19 protein-coding genes are annotated in these 23,864 nt (G+C 36.4%); 17 read left to right on the forward strand and 2 right to left on the reverse strand.

Annotated elements, in window-relative coordinates; translation table 11 throughout:
* Positions 1-43: 43 nt before the first annotated feature.
* From B9N79_RS07430 to B9N79_RS07440, 3 genes are all read left to right on the forward strand, one after another.
* Entirely contained in the window at positions 44-1,240 is a 1,197-nt protein-coding gene (locus B9N79_RS07430; RefSeq protein ID WP_046217065.1) for a cytochrome P450, read from the forward strand.
* 620 nt (positions 1,241-1,860) lie between these two features.
* Positions 1,861-2,961: an FAD-dependent oxidoreductase gene (locus B9N79_RS07435; protein ID WP_046217066.1), complete on the forward strand. Its 1,101-nt coding sequence runs from the start codon at positions 1,861-1,863 to the stop codon at positions 2,959-2,961.
* A gap of 74 nt (positions 2,962-3,035) precedes the next feature.
* Entirely contained in the window at positions 3,036-3,962 is a 927-nt protein-coding gene (locus B9N79_RS07440) for an alpha/beta hydrolase (RefSeq protein ID WP_046217067.1), read from the forward strand.
* A gap of 139 nt (positions 3,963-4,101) precedes the next feature.
* Here the strand turns inward: B9N79_RS07440 and B9N79_RS07445 are convergent, their stop codons facing one another.
* A complete protein-coding gene (locus B9N79_RS07445; protein ID WP_040057972.1) occupies positions 4,102-4,461 on the reverse strand; it encodes a hypothetical protein in 360 nt (119 codons plus the stop codon).
* A 412-nt stretch (positions 4,462-4,873) separates the two neighbouring features.
* On the opposite strand from B9N79_RS07445, the gene B9N79_RS07450 reads away from it, so the two are divergent.
* The 4 genes from B9N79_RS07450 (at position 4,874) to B9N79_RS07475 (ending at position 9,990) form a co-directional block, all read left to right on the forward strand.
* Entirely contained in the window at positions 4,874-5,326 is a 453-nt protein-coding gene (locus B9N79_RS07450) for a DinB family protein (RefSeq protein WP_046217069.1), read from the forward strand.
* A 527-nt stretch (positions 5,327-5,853) separates the two neighbouring features.
* Complete coding sequence (gene hemG, locus B9N79_RS07455) at positions 5,854-7,236, forward strand: protoporphyrinogen oxidase (protein WP_046217070.1); 1,383 nt, start codon at positions 5,854-5,856, stop codon at positions 7,234-7,236.
* Between the two features lie 244 nt (positions 7,237-7,480).
* Positions 7,481-8,725: a serine hydrolase domain-containing protein gene (locus B9N79_RS07465; RefSeq protein WP_046217071.1), complete on the forward strand. Its 1,245-nt coding sequence runs from the start codon at positions 7,481-7,483 to the stop codon at positions 8,723-8,725.
* Positions 8,726-9,231: 506 nt separating this feature from the next.
* Complete coding sequence (locus tag B9N79_RS07475; RefSeq protein ID WP_082023607.1) at positions 9,232-9,990, forward strand: L,D-transpeptidase family protein; 759 nt, start codon at positions 9,232-9,234, stop codon at positions 9,988-9,990.
* A 600-nt stretch (positions 9,991-10,590) separates the two neighbouring features.
* On the opposite strand, the gene B9N79_RS07480 is transcribed toward B9N79_RS07475, so the two are convergent.
* Complete coding sequence (locus tag B9N79_RS07480; protein ID WP_040057969.1) at positions 10,591-11,751, reverse strand: MFS transporter; 1,161 nt, start codon at positions 11,749-11,751, stop codon at positions 10,591-10,593.
* Positions 11,752-12,380: 629 nt separating this feature from the next.
* Here B9N79_RS07480 and B9N79_RS07485 point away from each other — a divergent pair.
* The 10 genes from B9N79_RS07485 to B9N79_RS07530 all read left to right on the forward strand — a co-directional run bounded on the left by B9N79_RS07485 (position 12,381) and on the right by B9N79_RS07530 (position 23,639).
* Complete coding sequence (locus tag B9N79_RS07485; protein ID WP_046217072.1) at positions 12,381-13,337, forward strand: catechol 2,3-dioxygenase; 957 nt, start codon at positions 12,381-12,383, stop codon at positions 13,335-13,337.
* A gap of 113 nt (positions 13,338-13,450) precedes the next feature.
* On the forward strand, positions 13,451-14,812 hold the full coding sequence (locus B9N79_RS07490; RefSeq protein WP_040057967.1) for an MFS transporter: 1,362 nt from the start codon (positions 13,451-13,453) through the stop codon (positions 14,810-14,812).
* Between the two features lie 435 nt (positions 14,813-15,247).
* On the forward strand, positions 15,248-15,889 hold the full coding sequence (locus B9N79_RS07495; protein ID WP_019395284.1) for a GntR family transcriptional regulator: 642 nt from the start codon (positions 15,248-15,250) through the stop codon (positions 15,887-15,889).
* 245 nt (positions 15,890-16,134) lie between these two features.
* Positions 16,135-16,866, forward strand: coding sequence for a PIG-L deacetylase family protein (locus tag B9N79_RS07500; protein WP_019395285.1), 732 nt, complete (start codon positions 16,135-16,137; stop codon positions 16,864-16,866).
* Positions 16,866-17,588 (forward strand): 4-carboxy-4-hydroxy-2-oxoadipate aldolase/oxaloacetate decarboxylase, encoded by a 723-nt coding sequence (locus B9N79_RS07505; protein ID WP_040057966.1) that lies wholly within the window; start codon positions 16,866-16,868, stop codon positions 17,586-17,588. Before B9N79_RS07500 ends, B9N79_RS07505 begins: the two co-directional genes overlap by 1 nt.
* A gap of 36 nt (positions 17,589-17,624) precedes the next feature.
* On the forward strand, positions 17,625-18,005 hold the full coding sequence (locus tag B9N79_RS07510; protein ID WP_040057965.1) for a RidA family protein: 381 nt from the start codon (positions 17,625-17,627) through the stop codon (positions 18,003-18,005).
* A gap of 196 nt (positions 18,006-18,201) precedes the next feature.
* Positions 18,202-18,507, forward strand: a complete 306-nt coding sequence (locus B9N79_RS07515; protein WP_094041228.1) for a hypothetical protein — start codon at positions 18,202-18,204, stop codon at positions 18,505-18,507.
* A 40-nt stretch (positions 18,508-18,547) separates the two neighbouring features.
* Positions 18,548-20,302, forward strand: coding sequence for an ABC transporter ATP-binding protein (locus B9N79_RS07520; RefSeq protein WP_040057964.1), 1,755 nt, complete (start codon positions 18,548-18,550; stop codon positions 20,300-20,302).
* Positions 20,289-22,133 (forward strand): ABC transporter ATP-binding protein, encoded by a 1,845-nt coding sequence (locus tag B9N79_RS07525; protein WP_046217074.1) that lies wholly within the window; start codon positions 20,289-20,291, stop codon positions 22,131-22,133. The genes B9N79_RS07520 and B9N79_RS07525 overlap by 14 nt, the downstream gene beginning before the upstream one ends.
* A 297-nt stretch (positions 22,134-22,430) precedes the next feature.
* Entirely contained in the window at positions 22,431-23,639 is a 1,209-nt protein-coding gene (locus tag B9N79_RS07530) for an MFS transporter (protein ID WP_085118095.1), read from the forward strand.
* Positions 23,640-23,864: the final 225 nt, after the last annotated feature.

The following is a 23,864-nucleotide window of genomic DNA, read 5'->3' on the forward strand; positions in this document are numbered from 1 at the left end:
AAAGCTAGGTTTTTTGATTATTTATGAAAAAGGAGCGAGTATAATGAAACAAAAAACAGTGGGGTTTTTTTCGAGACATACATTTTCTACTTCAGAGGAAAATTGGAACGGGCGGTTTGAATGGTATGAAAAAATGAGAAAGGCTTCACCTATTACATACAATGAAGAGGAGAAGTGCTGGGATATATTCTTATATGAGGACATTGAAGCAATAATCAAAAATAAGGAAATATTCTCTTCACAGCGACCTGTGCAACAAGGAGAACCAAACATTCTTAGTCTCGATCCTCCTCGTCATACTCAATTACGTTCACTTGTGAGCAAAGCTTTTACCCCAAGAGAATTAAATTTATGGAAACCTCGAATTGAACAAATTACCGAAAACCTTATAGATGATATGAAAGGTAAAGCAACATTTGATTTAATTAAAGATTTAGCGTATCCATTACCTGTTATGGTTATTGCTGATATTCTTGGAGTTCCTGAAGAAGATATGGGAGACTTTAAACGCTGGTCTGATTTATTAGTTGCAGGACCAGAAGATCCAACAGAAGAGGCACTTCAAAGATTACAAAAGCTTCGTACGCAAAGTATTACTGAAATGGATACGTATTTTGAAGAGATTATTAAATACAAAAGAACTCATCCTAAGGAAGACATTATTTCTATTTTAATAGATGCTGAAATAGAAGGGCAAAAGCTAACAGACGGTGAAATTGTCTCATTTTGCCGTTTGCTGCTAGCAGCAGGTAATGAAACAACAACAAATCTTATTGGAAATACAATGTATGGGTTATTAGAAGAACCGAGCCATTACCAAGAGCTTCAGCAAAATCCTGAATATATTACATTAGCTATTGAAGAAGGATTACGTTATCGTTCACCTGTTCAAGCCCTTCATAGAATTGCGAAAGAAGATAAGGAAATAAAAGGGCAGAACATAAGAAAAGGAGATTCTGTAACACTATGGATTGGATCCGCTAATCGTGACGAAAATAAGTTTGAAAATGCCAATCATTTCATTATTAATCGAAAACCAAATCCACATCTATCATTTGGAAAGGGAATTCATTTCTGTTTAGGTGCCCCTTTAGCAAGAATGGAGGGACAAATTGCTTTTGAACAATTAACAAAGAAATTCTCAAAAATCTGTATCCCCCATAATTTTGAATTATTGCCTATTCAAAGTGCATTTGTGTTTGGGCTTAAAGAATTTCCGTTAGAAGGACAGGAGAATTAGAGTTTTAGAGGAATTCTACATTTAAGAATATAACGCAGCACATGAACTTCGATCATTCATTTTTTTCTTAATCTAGGGGAAATAGTCTGTTTTTAAATGGAAAACAAACATAAAGAATTCTCCATTTTTTTTAGATTTTGATAAATATAAAAGTTGATGAAGAGGTATTAAAAGAGAATCCTTTATGATAATGATGAAGAAGAAAACTAGATAACAAACTTGTTAAATAGAAGATGTTCTCGATTAAGAGAACATCTTTTTTTATTCCCATCATTCATTTATAAAGACAAGGTGTTGTTTCGTAGAAGGAGGATAATGTTAGTTTGAAAAAGTATTTTTGTATTTGCCTTTTAGTAGGTAAAGAGATGGATGTATTATAAATTTCCGCACCGATCTGTCAGGAAGAAAAATTAGAATGTCACAAAATGTTCACTTACAAGAACATTTTTCCTATCGATATAATGACAAATATAAAAATGAAAGGGTGATTAAAATTACCAAAACTTAAAAAAGAGAACCTATTTTTGGATAGTAAAATTTTGATATATTATAGAGCTTGTTCAGTGTACTAATCGTACATAAACTTATTTTCCGATTATTTTTGTGAAGGGAAGTTAGGTATGAAGCTGAAAAATAAGGGAAAGTCTGACTTGAGAGTTGTGATTATTGGAGGAGGAATTGGTGGTACAGCAGCCGCAGTTGCTCTACAGAACGAAGGGATTCATGCTGAAATCTATGAACAAGCATCAGCTATAAAGGAGGTTGGAGCAGGTATTGGTATACGCCCGCCATCCGTAGAGCTGTTCAAGGATTGGGAAATTTATAAGGAGATAGAAAATAAGAGTTGGCAGAGCGATTTTATGGAGATACTGACCGGTAATCGAGATCTTCTTATAAAAGAAGAGTGGCCTCTTTTGACTGAAAATTCAGATGAAAGATGGGCAAGATTAATTCATCGAGCAGATTTAATTCATACTCTTATTAGTCAATTACCACATGAATCAGTTCATTTGAACCATAAGTGTGAGCAGGTCATCAACTATGACGATTATGCAGAAGCACATTTTACGAACGGTATCACTATTGAGGCTGACTTAGTTATTTCAGCGGATGGGATTCATTCAAAGACTCGTTCAATGTTTTGTAATGTCGCTCCTGTTTATTCTGGTTATCATGCTTATCGAGCGATTATAAATGAAAAAGATACATTTGGTCTTGCTTCTGATAACACACTAAGAATTTTTGTAGATGGGCAAGTACAGGTCTATTTGTTACCATTACAGTATAGAAAGCAAATTTCGGTTGATATTACGGTACCATCCAAAGATCCATCATGGCGGCCGGGCATAAAGAAAAAAGATATTCTCAAACACTTAAGAAACTTTGATCCTAAAATCCAACAAATCGTAGAAAGTATAGAAGAGTTCAATTGTCGAGCCCTCTATGATATTGATCCATTAGAGCGCTGGTCATCCAATTGTATAACCCTGATTGGCGATGCTGCACATGCTATGCTTCATAACCAAGGTCAAGGGGCAAACATGGCGATACAAGATGCGGGAGCATTGGCTATTGCGTTGCGTGAAGCAGATTCAATTCCAGAGGCATTACGACAATACGAGTTATGGAGAAAACCAATAACAACTAGATATCAAAAGTTATCTCGTCAATTTCCGTCTGAACAAAATGAAACAGCTTTTCCTGAAAAAAACTATTTCTAAAATATCCGTAGATTTGAATATTGCAAACTACGAATAAAAAAATTCTAAACAATAAATGTAGGAGGTTATTTAGTATGCCATTACATCCCCAAATAAAAAAAGTGTTTGATTTAATGCAAAAATCACCGGCTAAACAGGAAGTCATTCCAGACGAACAAAGAAAAGCTTATATCCCTATCTTACCTGTTGGAAAACGTGTCCAAGTTTATTCAGTTGAAGAAAAAACCATTCCAGTTTCTGAAGCAGATATACCAGTCCGAATTTATACTCCAAAGGAAGAAGGCCCATACCCTCTTCTTATGTATTTTCATGGTGGGGGATTTATTGCAGGAGATTTGGAAAGTTACGACGAGATCGTTCGTCCCATTGCAAAAGAATCCGGTTACAAAGTAATCTCTGTCGGATATCGTCTTGCTCCTGAACATCCGTTTCCCTCTGGTTTACAAGATTGCTATAATGTAACGAAATGGGCAACAGAACATAAAGAGGAATTAAATTGGGATGGTGAGAACCTTGCTGTTGCAGGTGATAGTGCAGGGGGAAATTTAGCCGCTGCTATCTCCCTTATGGCACGTGTCAAAAAAGAATTCACCATTACGAAACAAGTATTATATTATCCAGCACTAGATCTTGACGCTAGTGAATTTCGTTACTCATCCCTCATTGAAAATGCAAAAGGTTATGGCTTAGAAAGCGATCAACTAGCCGAATATAATGCTTTCTATTTAGGTGAAAATGCAAATCCTAATAATCCGCTCGTTTCGCCTGTTAAAGAAACAAATTTAGAGAACCTTCCACAGGCGCTTGTGATTACGGCAGAATATGATCCACTTCGCGATGAAGGGGAACTATTTGCAGAAAACTTAAGGAAGTCTGGTGTACATGTGGAAACGAAAAGATATGAAGGCGTAGTTCATGGTTTCTTAGGTAAATTCACTCATCTTGATGAATATAGAGATATTTATCAACGTACAGGCGCTTTTTTAAATAAAGAAATTTAATCTATATTAAAGGGTACAATTAGTAGATTTAATCTTCATATACGCCTACATATTTTCTTATTTGTTTAAAATTCCTCTCAGACTGTAGACAAAAGCCGGAAATCGACGTTCCGGCTTTTTGTCTTACACTCTCCAATTTTTAGGATCGCTCATCAAGAAATTTCACTGCAAGTTCAAAGGCAGCAATGCGTCGCTGTATTAATGTATGCTGTGAACTTCCTTGTTTTTCCTTATCATAAAACTTACCCAACATCGGAAGCATTCCTGCTAAAACATTTCGTGCTTCCTTGCTTTCTGTCGTATCGTATTTAAAAGACTTTTCTTGCCAGACAGACTGCAAAACCGCCAATCCAACCTTTGCGGCTTTTAATCGTTTTATCAATGTCTTACGGGCGGGAATATCTGATGCCATACTATCTAACGCATGCTCAGACTTTTGGATGACGGACTCGAATGCTGCGATTGCCTGGTTTTGTTCTACCGCACTTCCTTCTGACATCGTTTCCTCCTAACATAGCCTATGAAGCTGTTAGGTTCACAGACATTCTGATTTTTTTAGAGTGATTACTATTAGCGATTATATATTTAATTATATAAGCTGACAAGGAGGACGCCAAAAAGCTTCACCAATATGCGTAAGTTCAGGAGAATTGGTTAGTTCCAATTCATATTGAGACGCATGAGCTCTTTTTAGAATATAAGAATCCATGAAATGAAGGAACTAATTAATGGAGATTAGTCAATCTCAAGCGGTGAATGAGGATGAGTAAGACATATTTCCGCAATTGATCCATATTGTTAAATAAACTTTTAGAACAAGATAGATTGGCGAGGGAAGGTTATTTAGTAAAGGGATTTTAGAGGTGGAGGCTAAAGATTAGCTTTATAAATGAATTTAGGGGGATAAAAATATGCAAAACGTAGTAGAGAGCATCCATCATTGGATAAAAAGATTACCAGAAGAGTACAACTCTATGTCTGAAGAAGAAATTTCTAATCGACCATCCCAAAATAAATGGTCTAAAAAAGAGATCTTAGGCCATCTATGTGACTCTGCGATAAATAACATTGAAAGGTTTATAAAAATTCAATATGAAGAACCAGTATATAGGATTCAAGTGTATAATCAGGATCAATGGGTAATGGTTCAGGATTATCAAGGTCGACCACTTGATGAAATAGTAAACCTTTTTCAAACGTTAAATAAGCAAATTACCACTATTATTAAAAATACTCCCCATGGAAAGCTATCCAATCTTTGTGATATAGGAAATAATCAACAGCAAACACTAGAGTGGCTTATAAAAGACTATCTTGAGCATATGGAACATCATATTCACAATGGAATCTTAAGTAAGTATTAAATAAACCTTTAGTATTTATTTATGAAAAATGGTTGTCAAATCATGAATAAGTATAAATGGGTGAAGTTAAATTAACATTGTAGAAAGCCCTGGAGAAAATAGTCTAAAACTAATGAAATCTGAAACTGCAGAAGACTAGGAGAGTTAATTGTCAATCTTTTTTTGTTCCTCAACTAACGATTGCGTTAGTCGAGGAACCTCAATATAACCCAAGTAAAAAGAACAGCAATTATAAGACTTTGAATTATATATATGGTTCCTCTGTTTTTTCTCTTTTTTAAACGGCATCCCAATTGTTAAATACCATTTACTTTAACATGTTGGTCTTATTCAAACGCACCTTTCAATGTTAACAATCAACTAATTCCTTTCATCCTAAAACGTTCACCTTTATAATAAAACAAAAGGATTTTAAAATTAGCGACACTATTATTAATATTAGTGATGAAATTTGGATAATGCCTGTAAATGCTTGGATGGCATCTGTCGCCTTCTAAGATATGGAATTATATAAGAGGTGGAAGTAAGTGAAAACAATTGTTGTGATTGGTGGCGGTATAACGGGGTTATCAGCCATGTATGAATTACAAAAATGGAAAAAGGCAAATGGGGAAGATGTCAGACTCGTTCTGGCTGAAGCGTCCAATCAGCTTGGCGGGAAAATCCGAACAGTCACACGAAATGGTTTTTTAATGGAAGCAGGTGCAGATTCGATTGTATCTCGTAAATTGGAAAAAATGCCTGTCGTTGAAGAACTTGGTTTAGAACAGGAGGTTGTTTACAATGCGACAGGCCGTTCTTATATATACACTGACGGAGAATTGAAGCCCATTCCGGATGATGCTGTCTTCGGAATTCCTGCAAGCCTGGAATCGTTGGCGAAGAGCACGCTCGTTTCTGCCGAAGGAAAAGTGGCGGCACTGAAGGATTTGTATACAACTAATAAAATATTCACGAAAAACGATTCTATCGGTGCCTTTCTTGAGTATTTTCTTGGAACAGAGTTGGTTGAAAAACAAATTGCCCCTGTTCTTTCCGGTGTCTATTCCGGAAAACTCAGTGACTTAACCATTGCCTCTACTCTTCCGTATTTAATAGATTATAAGGAAGAATACGGAAGTATTATAAAAGGGCTTGAAGCTAATAAACAGAAATTTAAAGGCGGGGAAAGAAAATTTCTTTCTTTTCAAAATGGCTTAGATACATTGATTCATGCGTTTGAGGAAAATCTTGTTGATGCTGAGATTTTGAAAAATACCAAAGTCCATAAAATTGAAAAAGAAAACAGCCATTACCATGTGTATCTAAATAATCAGGAAAGGATCGAAGCGGACTACATCATACTTAGCATTCCGCATACAGCTGCTAAATCTTTAATCAATGACCCGGATCTTAAAAACGAATTTACTGGGTTGAAAAGCAGCTCACTGGTTAGTGTGTATCTTGGCTTTAACGTGCCTGACAGCATCCTTCCCGCGGATGGAACGGGCTTCATCACTGCGAATACTAATGAATTGTGCTGCAATGCCTGTACATGGACAAGCCGAAAATGGGGCCATACCTCAAAATCCGGCAATCTGCTAGTCAGACTTTTTTATAAAAGCAGTCATCCTTCATTCGCTTCATTAAAGAACATGAACAAAGAGGAACTGCTTGAGATTGCCCGAGGCGATATTCACAAAAGCTTGGGGATTGACGCTGAGCCAATAGCCAGTGAAGTAACCAATTGGACAGACCAAATGCCGAATTATTTGATTATCCATCCGCAAAGTGTAGAAGCTCTGGAAAGCAAAATGACAGCCGACTATCCTGGAATCATCCTTGCCGGTTGTTCCTATTACGGAGTAGGCATCCCTGACTGTATCAAAAACGGAGCAGATTCAGCAAGGAAGCTTGTACAAATGTTTTAATATAGAAAAAGGAGGTGTTCCTAAAAGTTATACTTTTGGGACACCTTCTTTTTTGTTTATGCAAAATTTAAATCTTATTCATCGAATAGTCGTACCTTTAGGTATAGAATTTAACGAACAGTTATATTTATATTCAAAAGAAAATAGAGTAGATAGAGTGGCAAAGGGCTTCCAAGCATGAATAACAAAAGAGAATTTGTAGAACAAAGAGGGCTGATAATAAAAGTAAAGAGAGGAAAACCAAATGAAAAAGATTACAAAAAGAAAAAGCAACAGCGGCTTCTCCAAAACAGGGCTGCGCAGAATGCGCGATGTGCTGGCACGGCATGTGGAGTCCGGGAAGATTCCCGGGCTCGTCGCCCTGGTCAGCCGGTACGGTGAGACGCATGTCGAAACGATCGGCACGATGCGCCATGACGGCGGCGCACCGATGCGCCGGGACACGATTTTCCGGATGGCGTCCACTTCCAAGCCGGTCGCGATCGCACCGGTGATGATCCTGCTCGACGAGTGCCGGTTGCGGCTGGACGACTTGGTAGAGACATGGCTGCCCGAACTCGCCGACCGGCGGGTACTAAAACGGGCTGACGGCCCGCTGGACGACACTGTACCGGCGCGGCGGCCGATCACTGTACGGGACCTGTTAACCTCCACATTCGGGCTCGGCATGGATATGACGGCGCTGGGCACTCCCATCATGAACGCAATCTTCGAGCAGGGGCTTACGCCCAATCTACCGGAGCCGATGCCCGAGCCGGATGAGTGGATGCGCCGCCTTGGCACGCTTCCACTAATGCGTCACCCCGGAGAGCGCTGGCAGTACCAAATCAGCAACGATCTACTTGGCGTTCTTGTCGCCAGGGTCACGGGCCAGTCGTTTGAGACGTTCCTGCGTGAACGCATTTTCGACCCCTTAGGCATGAAGGACACTGGTTTCCACGTGGCTGCCGACAAGATTGACCGGCTGCCAATCCTCTACGCCCCTGACCCGCAGACCGGAGAGTTTATAGTGTGGGACGAAGCTGAGGGGGGACGCTACAGCCAGCCTCCGGCGTTCCAGGGCGGTGGAGGCGGACTGGTCTCCACCGTCGACGACTACCATGCCTACTTCCGTATGCTGCTAAATCATGGGATGCACGGGACCGAACGAATCCTATCCCGCCCCGCTGTCCAGCTGATGACCACCAACCGCCTCACGCCCGAGCAACAAGCTGCCCGAAACACCATGGCCCGCAACAACGTCCATGTGTCATTCGGCCAAGGGCAGCACGGCGGATGGGGATTCGGGATGGCGGTGCGTACTTACCGTGGTGACTACGCGTCCATCGGCCAGTTCGGCTGGGACGGCGGAAGCGGGACCGCGACGTATGCTGATCCAGAAAAAGAGCTCACCGGAATTCTGCTCACCCAGGTCGGGGCCTCCACTCCAGATTCAACGCAGCTTATCCACGACTTCTGGACCTTGGTCTACCAGGCAATTGAAGACTGATATCGAGCCCGCGGCACGTGTTCGTTTAAAAAAAGGCCGGTGAAATTCATCGGTCTTATTGGGAAAGAACCATGACCTGGCGCGGAGTTGGAGCGGAGTTGGATGGATGAAGTGGAAGCGAGCAGGGGCATGTCCGCAAATTCTTGGAGGTTTATCCAAAGCTTGAAATCATAGTTGCTCAGCAGGGATATAACGAGGTCACCACTAAATAATTCCTCATTTGATTATATCTACATTGAGGGTGGTGTCAGCTCTGCTGGTACTACCCCAAGTGGTAACTTCCGATAACAAAGATTATATTAACTAAGTTTATATATCATATACAATCTATAAAACAGAAAAAACCTACTGTGGGACAGTAGGTTTTTTTCTGCTTTTTCAACAACTAAAATTTTAATCTACATAAATATTTTATTTGGTAATAGGACAAGAAAAATGTTCATTAAATAAATTGAAAAGATTATAAAAAGAGAGAGATTATTGAGAATTAAAAAGGGGGAAAAGAATTGATTAAAAAAGGGTTTATACTCTTTATTTTGGTGTTTCTTGTGTTCTTTAGTGTAGGGGGAATTACTAGTTCTGCAGCAGGCAGTAAATTTATCATTGTTAATAAGGCAAACAATCAGCTTGCTTATTATGAAAATAGCCATTTGAAGAGAGTCTTTAAAGTGGGCACAGGGAGAACTCCATCTTTAACACCGGAAGGTACATTTAAGATTGTGAATAAGATTGTGAATCGACCTTACTATACGGAAAACATCCCAGGGGGCGATCCAAGAAATCCACTTGGGAACCGATGGCTTGGGTTGAATGCGCGCGGAACTTGGGGGACAACTTATGCGATTCATGGTAACAATAATCCAAGTTCAATTGGTTATTATGTAAGCAGTGGATGTATTCGTATGTATGATAATGATGTAGAGTGGCTATTTAGCCAAGTGCCAACCAATACAACTGTTATCATCACAACTTCCGGAAAATCATTCGATTCTATTGCAATAGCATATGGACTTATCGGATCAGGCAATAATAACAATGGATCAACCCCAGGGCCTTCTACCGGAACTATCTTAAAGAAAGGTAGTCGAGGTAGCGAAGTGCAAGTTCTTCAGCGTAAGTTAACATCTCTTGGATATAGTACCAAAGGAGTAGACGGGATTTTTGGTGCGAATACCGATCAGGCTGTTCGTCAATTTCAAAAAGCCCGCCATTTAGCAGTAGATGGAATTGTAGGGCCTGCAACAAAAAAAGCACTTGGAATTTGATAAAGTGAGGAGATAAATAACTTTTTGGAAAGAGATAATAAATTTCAACCAATGAAGAAAGATGTTGGAAGAAACAAAAGGTTATATTGTATATTCAGGAAAATTTACTCTTCTTTTATTATATGCAATTGAGGTTGGGCAACTAGACGCCCAACCTTTTCTAATGCTTATAATCTTCATTAGATAAACTAAAATTGCATAGCACATGGATTATATAAGGAAGAATAATTAGTTTATATGGTATTATATTGTGTTTTTATGAAGTGAGGAGTTTATTGATAAATGAACCAATATCTAGTCTTTCATTTATTTCTCATTTCTTTGTGATAGGTGGCCTTATCGAGGTTATTTGCCTCTATCTATAAATTTATACATTTTTTACGAGTTTCTTCTTAATTATACTGACCTTGCTAAAACTAATCCTATGTTCCTTCACTAATTTATAAGAGGTTGTCTTTAGGTAACTAAAAGGACATTTATTTCCTTCGCTCAATAGAGATAGTAAAAGAAACAGGCTTATTGGCATGTTCTTTTTACTGTCTTGTATTTTAGTAACAATATCTGTTCTAAAAGTGTCTTAAAAGTATCCTTCTACAGACATTATTTATTAAACAAATTTATTTTTGAAAAATGCTTTTTCTCTGAAAGTGAGTAGCTGCTAAGCAAAAATAAAATCGAATTAGACCAAAAAACAGGTGAGAATCCAAATAAGGAACCCAGTGGACTTAAAACAATAGGTACAAGAAATTGAACAGATTTATTAATCGTAAGACGTATCCCTAACACTTCTCCTGTACGACCTTGAGGAGAAGCGTTATAGGCCATTACAATTGATAAAGGCTGACAGCAACCTAATCCTAATCCCATAATAAAAGAAGAAATCATTAATAGAAACGGATTAGTAAATATAGGGATGAGAAGAAAGGCTACAGCAGAGACAAATAGACAACCGCTTAAAATACTCTCTTCTTTAAATCTATCTACTAATGGTTTCATTAATAAGCGTGAGAGGATATAAGCTATAGCGTTACAGCTTAAAATAATTCCAATAAGTGAGGCGGAAAGATGAATACTTTTAGCATATACAGGAAAATAAAACTCATACATTCCTACCCCAGTTAAAATAATGCCACTAGTAATATAAGTTTTTCTAAGTGAACGATTAAAAAGTAACTCTCTAAAATTATTCTTTTCTTCGATTGGTGGAGTTAAAGGTCTTGGTAAATGGATCATATTAAACATGATTAAAACTCCAGGCACAATAGCAAAAACAGCTAGTAGTAAATAAGTTTGAGAGAAACTAAGATGATCAATAGAAAAACCCGTAAGTAAAGGACCTAAAAAATTAGAAATTGAAACACCTAAACTAAATACGGCGAAATGATGTGAACGAGTTTTTTTATTACTTAAAGCCCCAATTAAGTTTTGAACCGTTACAATAGTAAAAATTTGAAACAGACCAAATAAAGATTGTGACAGTAAAAGAACAAATAACTGATTTTCAAAAAAATAGGGTAATAGCAAGGAAACTCCTGTTCCCATTGTCCCCGTAATAAACAAGAAGCGATAGCCCCATTGATCTGATAATCTCCCTGCATAAGTTGCAAAAAACATAGGAAAGAGAGAGGTTGCCGCTACAATTATTCCTAAATAGGTAGGTGAAGCATGAAGATCTACAGCATATAAAGTGACGAGCACAGTATTTCCTCGTACACTTGTTTGAAAGATGAGAAATAAAAGTACAATAATATAAAGTATCATAGAGCTACTCTCCTTACGAATAAAAGAAGAAACCAAGACTTTTGGGTAATAATTGATTTCTTAAAAATATATTTTTTCTTCCTCCTACTATCCAATCATTGTGAGCAAGTACTACATGTTTAGCCTCTATTGTTGGACTTTCCCCATTCTTTTTTAGATTCTGTTATCCCTTGGCTTTTATCTAAACAGCGAATATTCTCTCTAGTTAGAGGAGATGCAAAAACTTTAGTACGGTATAAGTTTCTTCTTCCTCATTTGGTTGTGAATTTTTGGATTTTATGTACGGTTTTTAAATGATTCATTTCAGACTCTTATATATCGAGCAGATGTCAGATACTTAAACAAAAACAAAATTGTTAAACAATGTTGTAATAAAATTGTAATTTACTTTGATTATTCTGTCAATTGCAAATGGGGATAAAGGGATTTAGTTTTATTAGAGAGGGAGTTAAACGGCTTTAATGATTTAGTAGTTTTATCTATTATAAAACATTCCATAATCTAGTTGTTCTTTATAATCTTTAAGAATCGGTAGTTTCTGACTATTCAAACTTTGATTGACAGTAAAAGAAAACTTAATTATAATCAAAATTGTTAAACAATATTGTTCAGTAAAAGGGGATGTTGAAATGCTTAATAATGAACAAGTAAGGGATGTAGCGCATTTAGGGCATGTAGAATTGTTAACACCAAAAATTGAGGATAGTCTTAATTTCTTTACAAATATTTTAGGGATGGAAGAAGTAAAGAGAGAAAAACAATCTGTGTACTTAAGAGCGTGGAATGATTATGAATTGTATAGTTTAAAGTTAACAGAAGATAAAAAAGCAGGTTTAGGGCACATGGCGATGAGAACGTACAGTCCAGAAGCGCTAGAAAGAAGAGCCAATTCAATAGAAAGAACGGGCTATGGACGTGGCTGGACGGAAGGTGATATTGGCCATGGCAAAAGTTATCGTTTCACTGACCCAGATGGTCATGTGATGGAAATATATTACGAAACAGAAAAATATGCTCCGCCCGCTCATTTAAAACCATCGTTAAAAAATCAACCACAAAAGTATACTGCTCGAGGGGTAGGGGTGAAGCAACTGGATCATATTAACTTGCTTGCTTCAAAGATAGATAAGAATAGTATCTTCATGCGTAATGAATTAGGTTGTAAATTAAGTGAACAAATTGTTCTCAATAATGGAGAACAAGCTGGAGCTTGGTTGCATCTTACGAACAAAGCATATGAAATTGCTTATACTTTGGATGGAACAGGAGAAAAAGGGAGATTACATCACCTTACATTTAATTTAGAAAGTCGTGAAGCGGTTTTGAGAGCGGCCGACATCTTTTTAGATAATGGGGTGTTTATAGAATTTGCCCCAAGTAAGCATGCTATACAACAAACCTTTGCCACGTATGTATATGAACCAGGTGGAACAAGAATAGAGATATGTACAGGGGGATACTATATTACAGCCCCAGATTGGGAACCAATTACTTGGACAGAAGAAGATCGTGCGAAGGGCCAGGCTTGGGGAAACAAAACGGTATCTACCTTCCATACGTATGGTACGCCAGTATTAAATAAATAAACATTGAAATTGTTTCGAACTTAAAATTGTAAACGTTGTCAAATTTTAAGTTCGAAACATGATATATAACAACCTCTAGTTTTATCAAAATATAATAGCGGAGGAGAATATTTATGAACGTATATGCTCTGCAAAGGTTTCTCGATGAAAGTAAATTTAAGCGCTTTCATTACCATTTGGTATTTTGGTGCTTGTTTATCATTTCATTTGAAGGCTATGATTTAGTTGTTTACGGATCTGTCGTACCTGTTTTAATTAAAGAATGGTCTTTATCGCCAATTCAAGCGGGTGTCATTGGAAGTTATGGCTTGTTTGGTATGATGTTTGGTTCTATCATCCTAAGTATGTTAGCAGATCGATTTGGAAGAAAAAAGCTGTTAATTGTATCCGTCATCTTTTTTAGTGGGTTCACAACCTTATCTGGCTTTGCAAATGATCCCGTTTGGTTCTCATGGTGTAGATTTCTTGCTGGGATTGGATTTGGTGGGGCTTTACCTACTGTCATTACCCTATTAACTGAATATATTCCTAAAGAGAAACGAAATAAGGCTATTACTCTTGTTCTTTGTGGAAATCAAGTTGGGGGAATGTTGGCACCAGCTGTTACTGTGTTGTTTATGTCCTCTATTGGATGGCGTTCTGTTCTGTGGTTTTCCATTATTCCGTTGTTTTTAATTCCTTTAATGAACAAAGTTTTACCAGAATCGATTCATTTTCTTACTCGAAATGAAAAGTTAGATGCAATAGAAAAGACATTTTATAAAATAGATAAAAGCTATAGAGCAAAACTTAAAAGTGAATACAATGATGTAAAAGATGTAGAGGATAAAAGTACAGGTATGTTTATTTCAAAATTATTCAAGAATAAACTTGCGCTAAGCACTTTCCTTTTTTGTGCGGTATATTTTATGAGTTTATTAATGATTTATGGACTAAATACTTGGTTACCTAAATTAATGGAACAATCTGGTTATCCTCTTGTATCGAGTTTAAGTTTTGCTATTACCTTAAATGGTGGAGCTCTAGTAGGAACCATTTTATTAGGTATTATTGCAGATCGAAAAGGTTCTAAGAAATTATTGATGTGTATGTACATGCTTGGAGCAGTGTGTCTTGCATTGCTTGGAATAAAAGGTAACACTTTTTTTCTTTATTCTTTAGTTGGTATTACAGGGGTTTGTACAATGGGGGCTCAAAGCCTGTTAAACGCCTTTGTATCACAATATTATCCTAATGATGTACGTTCTACAGGTATCGGTTTAGCAAATGGTGTTGGAAGATTAGGTGGAATGCTTGGACCTACTTTAGGTGGAATGCTACTCACATTTAATATTTCTATGAGTTTATGTTTTATTACTTTTGCCCTTCCTGGAGTATTTGCTTGTATTTTTCTATTTTTTGTGAAGAAAAACTCGACTACTGTTTCTTTGACATATAAAGAGAACATACAAGTTCATTTTAATGACTCAAAGTAACGGTTCATTTTATTAATATCTAAAAACTTCTGTTATTATCCCCAATCTAGCTGCTAAACAGCTAGATTGGGGATTTTGTTATTCTCTTAATAATTGGCTTCATCATATAGTCATTTAATAATATATAACTCTCCATATTGGATCTTGTTCATCCTAGTCTAACTAGCAGTATAAAAATATATATGAAATGGGAATTTGGATTATAACATCAATAGCTAACATATAAGATTAGTGCTCTAAATTAGGAAGGATCTTGTTGTAATGCGCTATTGTCACGTTAAAAATTATATAGTACATCAGCGCTACCCGTTCTACTTATGAAATAAGGATGTAAAAGCATGTTATATTACTATTTATTGTTCAACAATATTGTATTAATTAATCAATGATGTTGGTATAATATAACTATAAACTTGAGTAAAGAGGGATCAATCTATGAGTAGACCCATGGAGAATGCTTATCAATTTATAAAAGAAAAAATATTAGATGGAAGTTATAAACCTTCTCAAAAATTAACAGAGAATGAACTTTCGGAAGTCATTGGAGTTAGCCGAAATACAATTAAAAAAGCTTTATTAAAACTAGAACAAGAAAATTTAGTAGAGATTGAAAAGAATAAAGGGGCATTTATCAAAGCATATACTTTAGAAGAGATGATGAACTATTTAGAAATACGTGAAGTGTTAGAGGGATTAGTAGCCCGTACAGCGACCAAAAACATCAGGGATGTTGAACTGAATAAGTTAGAAGAAATATTAGAACAGATGGACGTTTCATTGAAACAAAATCAATTTGATGAGTATTCTAATTTAAATAAAGAATTTCATCGCATTATGTATCAAGCCTCAAAGAATCAACAAGCAGTTAAAATTTTGAATGTCATTAGAACACAATTATCAAGGTATCATTTTAGAACAATATTGATTCCTGGGAGAAACCAAAGCTCTTTTCAAGAACATAAAAAAATTTTTGAAGCATTAAAAACTTATGATGAAGAATTAGCCCAAGAAGCGGTAATGGACCATATTGCAAATGTACGTACTACAATTAAAGAGAATTTTTCATTGCTATTATAATCTAGTTTAAGATGAGGGAGACCTCATCTTTTTTTTATAATGATTTATGAAATCGCTTTAAAAGTTCCTAAATGTTCATTATAAATGTTACATCATTCAACATTTCCTTTTGTTCTTAGAAAGAAATGAATATTGACAAGAATGAAAACGCATTCTATACTAAATATGTAAACAAAATTGTTGAACAATATTGAGTATCAAATTCGTTTTTTAGAACTTAATCAAAGAATTTAGGGGGATGGAAAATGATTGATAAGAATACGAATTTATTAGTTGTAAGTGCACACGCTGCAGATTTTGTTTGGAGAGGTGGCGGTACAATCGCTAAGTACGTAAGCCACGGAGCGAACGTATCGCTTGTCATTTTAAGTTATGGAGCAAGAGGAGAATCAAACGATCTTTGGAATATTGAAGGCCAAACGTTAGAAGGTGTAAAAGCTCATCGACAAGGAGAAATTGAAGCAGCAGCAAAATGTCTAGGGGTTGAAAATTTCGAAATTTGGGATTATCAAGACTATCACATGGAGATTAATTCAGAGCGAATGGATCGCCTCGTTCGTAAAATTAGAGAAGTAAAACCTCATCATATATTAACTCACGGACCTAGAGATGCCTTTAACCCTGACCATGAGACAGTCTCTAAATTTGTATTTGATGCAAGTGTTTTATCAACTTCGAATGGAGTTAGATTAGAGGGAACAGAGAGAACAAAACAAGCTAGTATCTTTGGTTTTGAACCACACCAATCGGAAATTAGTGATTTCAAACCAGAAGTGATTATTGACATAACTGAAACGTATGAGCAAAAGCAAGCAGCTATGAATTGCTTTAAAGCACAGAACCATTTAATTAATTATTATGGAGCAAAGGCACAACTGCGCGGGAACCATGCTCGTAGATGTTCTGGAAACAACGAATATAAGTATGCTGAAGCATTTAGCCGTTTTTTCCCTTATGTTGGGAGTGAATTCATCTAATGGAAAAATACGTTGTAAAGAATATTACAAGACCCCACGCAACACTTATTGAAGAATATAAGAAACTTGATGTTTCAACTGTTTATGAAGCGCAAGGTAAGATTGGACTTATGAATAATAGTTTGAAGCCTATTTTAGAGAAAACATTAGTCTGCGGTCCTGCAGTAACGGCTGTTTGTCATGCAGGAGATAACTTAATGATTCATGCTGCAATTGAAGTTTGTAAACCAGGTGATGTCCTTGTTATTACAACTGTAGGCGAGGGAGTAGCAGGTATGATTGGGGAATTAATTGTTTCTGCCTTAATTAAACGTGGGGTTCAAGGTGTTATCATTGATTCAGGAATACGAGACGTAGCTCAAATTCGTGAATTAGGTTTTCCGATTTGGACGAGAGCAGTATTATCTCAAGGAACGACTAAGACAAGAGGTGGTTGGGTAAATGCACCTACTGTTTGTGCCGGAGCTTCGGTTGATCCAGGTGATTTGATCATAGCGGATGAGGATGGCGTTGTTGTTGTGAAAAAAGAAGATTTTCAGTCTACATTAGAGTTATCAAAACAACGTCTCCAAAAAGAAGAGGGAACAAAGCAGAAAATTACACGAGGAGAACTAAGCTTAGACTTCTACAATCTTAGACCAACGCTTGAAAAAGAGCAGGTTGTTTATTATGAAGATGAGTTTAAAAAGAAATGCCTGAAATCAAATGAATTAAATGTATAGAGAATTGGTGAATTTTGAAAAGGAGCGAATGGATGAATGGCAAAACGTCAAGTTTTACATGTGAAAGGATCTAATCATCAGAATCCAATACCAACAGCAGTGAAAATCGGAAATATGGTATATACGTCAGCAATCATTGGTTCTGATCCAGAAACAGGTCAAATGCCAGAAAGTGTTGAAAAAGAGGTAGCTAATCTTTTTCATTATATGAGAGAAATTATGGAGCTTGCTGGGGGAACTACCGACGATATTGCTCATCTAAGCGTTTCATTAACTGATCGTGAATATAAAAAAATGGTTAATGTAGAGTGGCTGAAGATGTTTCCAAAAGAAGATGATCGTCCGGCAAGACATAGCACTGTTCAAAAATTAAGAGACGGACTTAGAGTGCAAATTGAAATGACAGCAGTTTTGTAACATCTAACAGGAAGAAAATATTTATTCAATCCCTACCTTATGCAAGGTAGGGTTCTTTTTATTCATAAAATCTATGAGCAAATGAGCATTAAGAGATTGGAAAATAAGAAAAAATTCGTTTGACAAATCGTATACGTTTGTATACAGTATAAATATAAAAAAGTGTATACAAATGTATACGGAAGGGTGTTTATGAATGGAGGATTTTAAGGATTATATGAGAAGTGAAAAGCATCGAGGCGGTCATAAAAGAGGGCATCATCATGGTGCTAAAACATTTCGAAGAGGTCGAGCATTAGATTTTTTAGAAAGACTACATATAAAACGAACAATATTAAAACAACAGCTTGATTCACCAGAATATGCAGAAATTAAGCAAGTTATTCTTGGTGAGTTGAAAGCAATTGAGTTAGTTATTGATGAATTTACGAAACATTTTGAGCTCCATGAAACCGAGGAGAGAGAGCTCTCTAGAGAGAAAACAGAGAAAGAAGAAAAATAATGATTTTATTGAAAGAACAAATTTTAGCTCAAGGAGACGAATGAAAGTGAGTGGATTAAAAGGATACATAAAGCCTTATTGGAAATTCGTTATTCTCGGCCCTCTTTTTATGTTGTTTGAAGTGTTCTTTGATTTACTACAGCCAAGGTTAGCCGCTTATATTGTAAACAATGGGGTAGTAGAGCGAGATTTCAATGTTATCGAACATACAGGAATACTCATGTTTTTAGTAGCATTTCTTTCCTTAATAGCGGGGGTCGGATGTAACATCTTTGCGAGTCGGGCGTCGCAAAATATTGGAGGAGATATTCGAGCAGATTTGTATAAGAAAGTGCAAACCTTCTCATTTCAAGATATAGATAAGTTTAAATCAGGATCTTTAATTACGCGCATGACAAATGATGTTGTACAAGTTCAAACATTAGTGCAAGTAGCGCTTCAAGGTCTTGTACGAGCCCCATGTTTACTCATTGGTAGCGTCATTATGTCGTTATTGATGAACCTTCGGCTTGGCCTTATTTTGCTTGGAACTCTTGTTGTACTCATTGGCGTTTTGATTGTCCTTATGCGTTTTTCTTATCCACTGTTTTCAAAAGTTCAACAAAAACTAGATATGGTAAATACGAGAATACAAGAAAACCTAGCAGGTATTCGTGTTGTAAAAGCTTTTGTGCGCTCAAGTTATGAAACAAACAGATTTCAAAAAGTTAATAGGGATTACACGCAAAGTTCTATAAAAGCTTCACGTTTTATTGCCTTGAATTCTCCTATTATGACGCTCATTATGAACATTTGTCTTGTTGGCATTCTCTTATATAGTGGTCCTCTTGTTTGGAGAGACTCTTTTAAAGTAGGAGACTTGGTTGCTTTTGTTAACTATGTGGTGCAGGCTCTTTCTTCGTTAATTATGGTAAGCGGCCGATTGATGGACGTGTCTCGTGCGAATGTATCAGCTCAACGTATACAAGAGGTTTTGTCTACTGAACCTAGTATTGTAGACGCTAAAAGTGAGAAAAAATCTTTACTTCTAGGAGAACATATCTCATTTAAACATGTAAACTTTTCGTACAATAATAGCAAAACAGGAGAGGACTCAATATTACGGGATATCAACTTTGAAGCTTCTCGAGGAGAGACTGTGGCTATTATTGGCTCTACAGGAGCTGGAAAATCAACGCTTGTGCAGTTAATTCCAAGGTTGTATGATGTAACATCAGGCTCTGTTGTCATCGATGGAAGAGATATTCGAAATATTCCACTTGCAGAACTTCGACACAATATTGGAATGGTTCTTCAAGATTCCTTTTTATTTACGGGCTCTATAAGAGATAATATTTCACTTGGTAAAGTAGATGCAAAAGAAGAAGACATTATAGAGGTTGCTAAGATAGCCCAAGTACATGATTTTATCTCCAAACTACCTCATGGTTATGACACAAAGGTCGGCCAAAAAGGGGTTAATTTATCTGGAGGCCAAAAGCAACGTATTTCAATTGCTAGAACACTGCTAATTAAGCCTTCTATTTTAATTATGGATGATAGTACAAGTGCTTTGGATTCTGAAACAGAAAGAAAATTGCGCGATGCTTTAAAAGGGTTAATAAAGAATAATATAACATTCATCATCGCACAGCGCATCTCATCTTGTATAGATGCTGAAAAGATTCTCGTAATGGATGAGGGAACAATTGTAGGAAGCGGTACACATCAAGAGCTATTAGAGAGTTGTGGCGTGTATCAAGATATTTATCGCTCTCAGTTTGGTGAAAGGGAGGTGTCTTATGAGCACAAATAATCATGGGGGATCCAAAGACGCTACTAACCTAGCACAAATGGGGTTTCAGCCTGGTAGGGGGCCACGACCAGGAACAGTGAAAGGTGAAAAATCTAAGGATGTAAAAGGGACATTACGTAGAATATGGCAGTATTTAAAAAAGCAACGCCGTAGTTTATTGTCAGTTATCATCTATACTGCGATAACTTCCCTTTTGCTGTTGCTTGGTCCATATCTTATCGGTAAGATGATTGATAACTATATTGTTCTACATCGATGGAACGGACTTGTGAAAATGAGTATTGTTTTGTTAGTAATTTATGTGCTTGGAGCAGTATTTACATGGCTTCAACAATATACGGCTGCGAGTTTATCACAAGAAACAGTACGAGAAATGCGGCAGGATTTATTTGAGAAATATCAAGCATTGCCAGTTAAATTTTTTGATCAGAAGACACATGGCGAACTAATGAGCCGAACAACAAATGATATTACAAATGTGTCAAATACCCTGAATCAAACGGTCATTCAACTTATTTCAAGTATCTTTATGTTAGTTGGTAGTATTGTAATGATGCTTAGTTTAAGTCTCCCGATGACTCTGGTTACAATGCTTACTGTGCCAATTATTGTATTCATTACAAAGAAAATTACCAAATATACGCGTCGCTATTTTTCAGAGCAGCAAAAAAGTTTAGGAGAAGTGAACGGGTTTGTGCAGGAGAGTATTTCAGGATTAAGAGTTGTTAAAGGATTTGGAAGAGAAGATAGATTTATTGAAGAATTTCAAGATATGAATGAGAACCTAAGATCAGTTGGTGTTAAAGCTCAAAGTCTTTCCGGCTCAATGGGTCCTATTATGAATACGATGCGTAACTTAAGTTTTTTAATTATTGCGGTAAGCGGTGGAGTCTTCGCTTATCACGAGATGATTACAATTGGTATTATTGTTAGTTTTCTTAACTATTCCAATCAATTTAGTCAGCCGCTTAACCAGCTCGCTAACCAATATAATATGCTTCAATCAGCTATTGCAGGAGCTGAACGCGTATTTGAAATACTAGATATGAAGTCTGAGGATGGGGAAGAAAGTCATGCAGGCTCTCATTCGGAATTTAAAGGGGACGTTAAGTTTAACAATGTACATTTCAGTTATAATGAGGATGTATCCATATTAAAAAATCTGTCTCTCCATGCTAGACCTGGTCAAAAGATTGCTCTAGTCGGTCCAACAGGAGCAGGAAAAACAACAATTATTAATCTATTAACCCGTTTTTATGATATTCAATCAGGAGAGATTTTAATCGATGGAAAGGACATATATACATTAGATAAGAAAGAGATAAGAAAACAAATTGGCCTTGTCTTGCAAGATGCTTATGTGTTCTCTGGGACGATTCTGGAAAATATTCGTTATGGTCGTCTAGATGCAACAGACAAGGAAGTAGAAGACGCTGCAAGGCTTGCTAATGCAGATTCTTTTATAAGAAAGCTGCCAAATGGATATAACACCCCCTTAAGCGTGGAAGGAAGTAATCTAAGTCAAGGACAAAGACAGCTGTTAACAATTGCTCGAGCCCTGCTTGCGAATCCTTCTATTCTTATATTAGATGAGGCAACAAGCAGTGTTGATACAAGAACAGAGCTTCATATTCAAGAAGCAATGAAAACTTTAATGAAGGGTAGAACAAGCTTTGTAATTGCTCATCGACTTAGTACAATTAAAGATGCAGATGTTATTCTAGTTATTAATGACGGCAAGATTATGGAACAGGGATCACATGAACAGTTATTAGAGAAGGATGGGTTTTATGCTAACCTTTACAATAACCAGCATAGTCAGGTCATGTGAGTTGAAATAATTGAAACCCTAAAAAAAAGCGGTATTAATCTGACGGACAGCTGAAAGAAGATAAAGTAGAGGAGCTAGACAGTTATTGTCTAGCTTTTTTATAATGGGCCATAAACTAGCTTCCACTTGTCATATTTAAATATGAAAGCATTGAGAAAGGTATTCTATCAAATAATTAAATATTGACAGAAGAATAAAAGGAATATAACATGAATATAGTTTAGTTAACTTAACTTAACCTAATTATTTTAGAGGGAAGAATCTGAAAATAATGTTTTTCTACAGGGAGATTTCTAAATGTATACTTTGTCAAAAAATAAAAAATTTATGTTTCTTTTAGGTGCTGAACTTTTTTCAGTATTAGGTTATTCCATGTTTCTCCTTACTATATCTTGGTATGTAGTTGATCAGTTAAAACAACCGCAATATATGGGGCTTCTTTTAGCCGTTGCCTCGTTGTCGCGTATGTTCACAATGATAGTAGGGGGAGTAATGGCCGATCGCATCCAAAAGTCTAAAATCCTTTTTAGCACAGGAATAGCTAAAACCATTCTTATAGGGGTTCTCCTTTATGCTTATCTTGGTGGAAATCTTACGTTTGCTATTCTCTTAGTTGTTTCGTTTCTACTTGGTTGTTTGGATGGACTATTTTTTCCTGCTTTGTCTTCATTAATACCAGCGCTAGTAGAGAAAAAGGAGCTTCAAGGCGCAAATACAATGATCCATAGTTCTCAAGAGTTAGTTTTTTTAATAGGTCCAGTTCTTGCGGGAGCTTTAATTAATTACTATTCCTTTTCTATTCCTTTTATCATAAGCATGATTAGTATGTTCATTTATTCATTACTTGTTTTTCCCGCTATAATTAAGGATGAGAAACCTTTGTCAACTGGGGAAAAAAGTACAGTTTTTAGAGAACTTCAAGAAGGGTATAACTACGTTCGGACTTCACCCTTATATATAGTAGGAATCGGAATTATCATTGTCATTAATTTCTTCATTTTTGGACCTCTTTTTCTAAGCCTACCTTTATTAGCGAAAGAAGAGGGAGGGACAGCTCTTCACTTAAGCTTTCTAGAGGCAGGTTTTTCAATAGGTTCTCTCGTAGCTACAGTGGTTTTACTGATCGTTACACTTCATAAAAATCGTGGGAAGTTAACATTATATTCGTTAATAACAAGCGCCATTCTTATGTGTGTGTTCAGTCAAATCCCTTCTATATGGGGCCTCATTCCAATGGTAAGTTTAATTGGTTTCCTAGGCTTTATGACCTTTATACCAACAGATGTGATGATTCAAGAGAATACGGATCCAAAAATGATGGGAAGAGTCATGGGGATTGTTTTCTTAGCTCAAACAGCTTTCGACCCTATTTCTCAGACGTTGTTTTCCTTTTTAATGACATTAGGTATTTCCGTTCGCTACTTATTATTTGGATTTGCCTCTATAGGAGTGGTATTTTCTCTTTTTATCTTTATGAAGGCTAAGAATTGGCGTATGATGCATTAATTATCTCAAGGCTAAAATAGTTTAGTAAATAGTTGCAAGATAAATTATACCGTTAGAAAAAAGAAAAAACTTAATTAGTTTATAAAATTTCTTAGGAGCAGTACGAAGTCATTTACAAAGGGAATATGCTATATAAAACTAAAAGGTGTAAAATATGAAAAGATTCCTCTCAAACATTGAAAGAGGAATTTTTTTATACAGAATACTTTATCATTATTTAGTTCT

Source organism: Priestia filamentosa, assembly GCF_900177535.1.
Taxonomy (GTDB): Bacteria; Bacillota; Bacilli; order Bacillales; family Bacillaceae_H; genus Bacillus_I; species Bacillus_I filamentosa.

What these genes read in the sequence shown, in the direction of transcription:
- B9N79_RS07430 (WP_046217065.1), top strand. Translation starts at nt 44, where the DNA reads ATGAAACAAAAAACAGTGGGGTTTTTTTCGAGACATACATTTTCTACT.
- B9N79_RS07435 (WP_046217066.1), top strand. Translation starts at nt 1,861, where the DNA reads ATGAAGCTGAAAAATAAGGGAAAGTCTGACTTGAGAGTTGTGATTATT.
- B9N79_RS07440 (WP_046217067.1), top strand. Translation starts at nt 3,036, where the DNA reads ATGCCATTACATCCCCAAATAAAAAAAGTGTTTGATTTAATGCAAAAA.
- B9N79_RS07445 (WP_040057972.1), bottom strand. Translation starts at nt 4,461, where the DNA reads ATGTCAGAAGGAAGTGCGGTAGAACAAAACCAGGCAATCGCAGCATTC.
- B9N79_RS07450 (WP_046217069.1), top strand. Translation starts at nt 4,874, where the DNA reads ATGCAAAACGTAGTAGAGAGCATCCATCATTGGATAAAAAGATTACCA.
- B9N79_RS07465 (WP_046217071.1), top strand. Translation starts at nt 7,481, where the DNA reads ATGAAAAAGATTACAAAAAGAAAAAGCAACAGCGGCTTCTCCAAAACA.
- B9N79_RS07480 (WP_040057969.1), bottom strand. Translation starts at nt 11,751, where the DNA reads ATGATACTTTATATTATTGTACTTTTATTTCTCATCTTTCAAACAAGT.
- B9N79_RS07485 (WP_046217072.1), top strand. Translation starts at nt 12,381, where the DNA reads ATGCTTAATAATGAACAAGTAAGGGATGTAGCGCATTTAGGGCATGTA.
- B9N79_RS07490 (WP_040057967.1), top strand. Translation starts at nt 13,451, where the DNA reads ATGAACGTATATGCTCTGCAAAGGTTTCTCGATGAAAGTAAATTTAAG.
- B9N79_RS07495 (WP_019395284.1), top strand. Translation starts at nt 15,248, where the DNA reads ATGAGTAGACCCATGGAGAATGCTTATCAATTTATAAAAGAAAAAATA.
- B9N79_RS07500 (WP_019395285.1), top strand. Translation starts at nt 16,135, where the DNA reads ATGATTGATAAGAATACGAATTTATTAGTTGTAAGTGCACACGCTGCA.
- B9N79_RS07505 (WP_040057966.1), top strand. Translation starts at nt 16,866, where the DNA reads ATGGAAAAATACGTTGTAAAGAATATTACAAGACCCCACGCAACACTT.
- B9N79_RS07510 (WP_040057965.1), top strand. Translation starts at nt 17,625, where the DNA reads ATGGCAAAACGTCAAGTTTTACATGTGAAAGGATCTAATCATCAGAAT.
- B9N79_RS07515 (WP_094041228.1), top strand. Translation starts at nt 18,202, where the DNA reads ATGGAGGATTTTAAGGATTATATGAGAAGTGAAAAGCATCGAGGCGGT.
- B9N79_RS07520 (WP_040057964.1), top strand. Translation starts at nt 18,548, where the DNA reads ATGAAAGTGAGTGGATTAAAAGGATACATAAAGCCTTATTGGAAATTC.
- B9N79_RS07525 (WP_046217074.1), top strand. Translation starts at nt 20,289, where the DNA reads ATGAGCACAAATAATCATGGGGGATCCAAAGACGCTACTAACCTAGCA.
- B9N79_RS07530 (WP_085118095.1), top strand. Translation starts at nt 22,431, where the DNA reads ATGTATACTTTGTCAAAAAATAAAAAATTTATGTTTCTTTTAGGTGCT.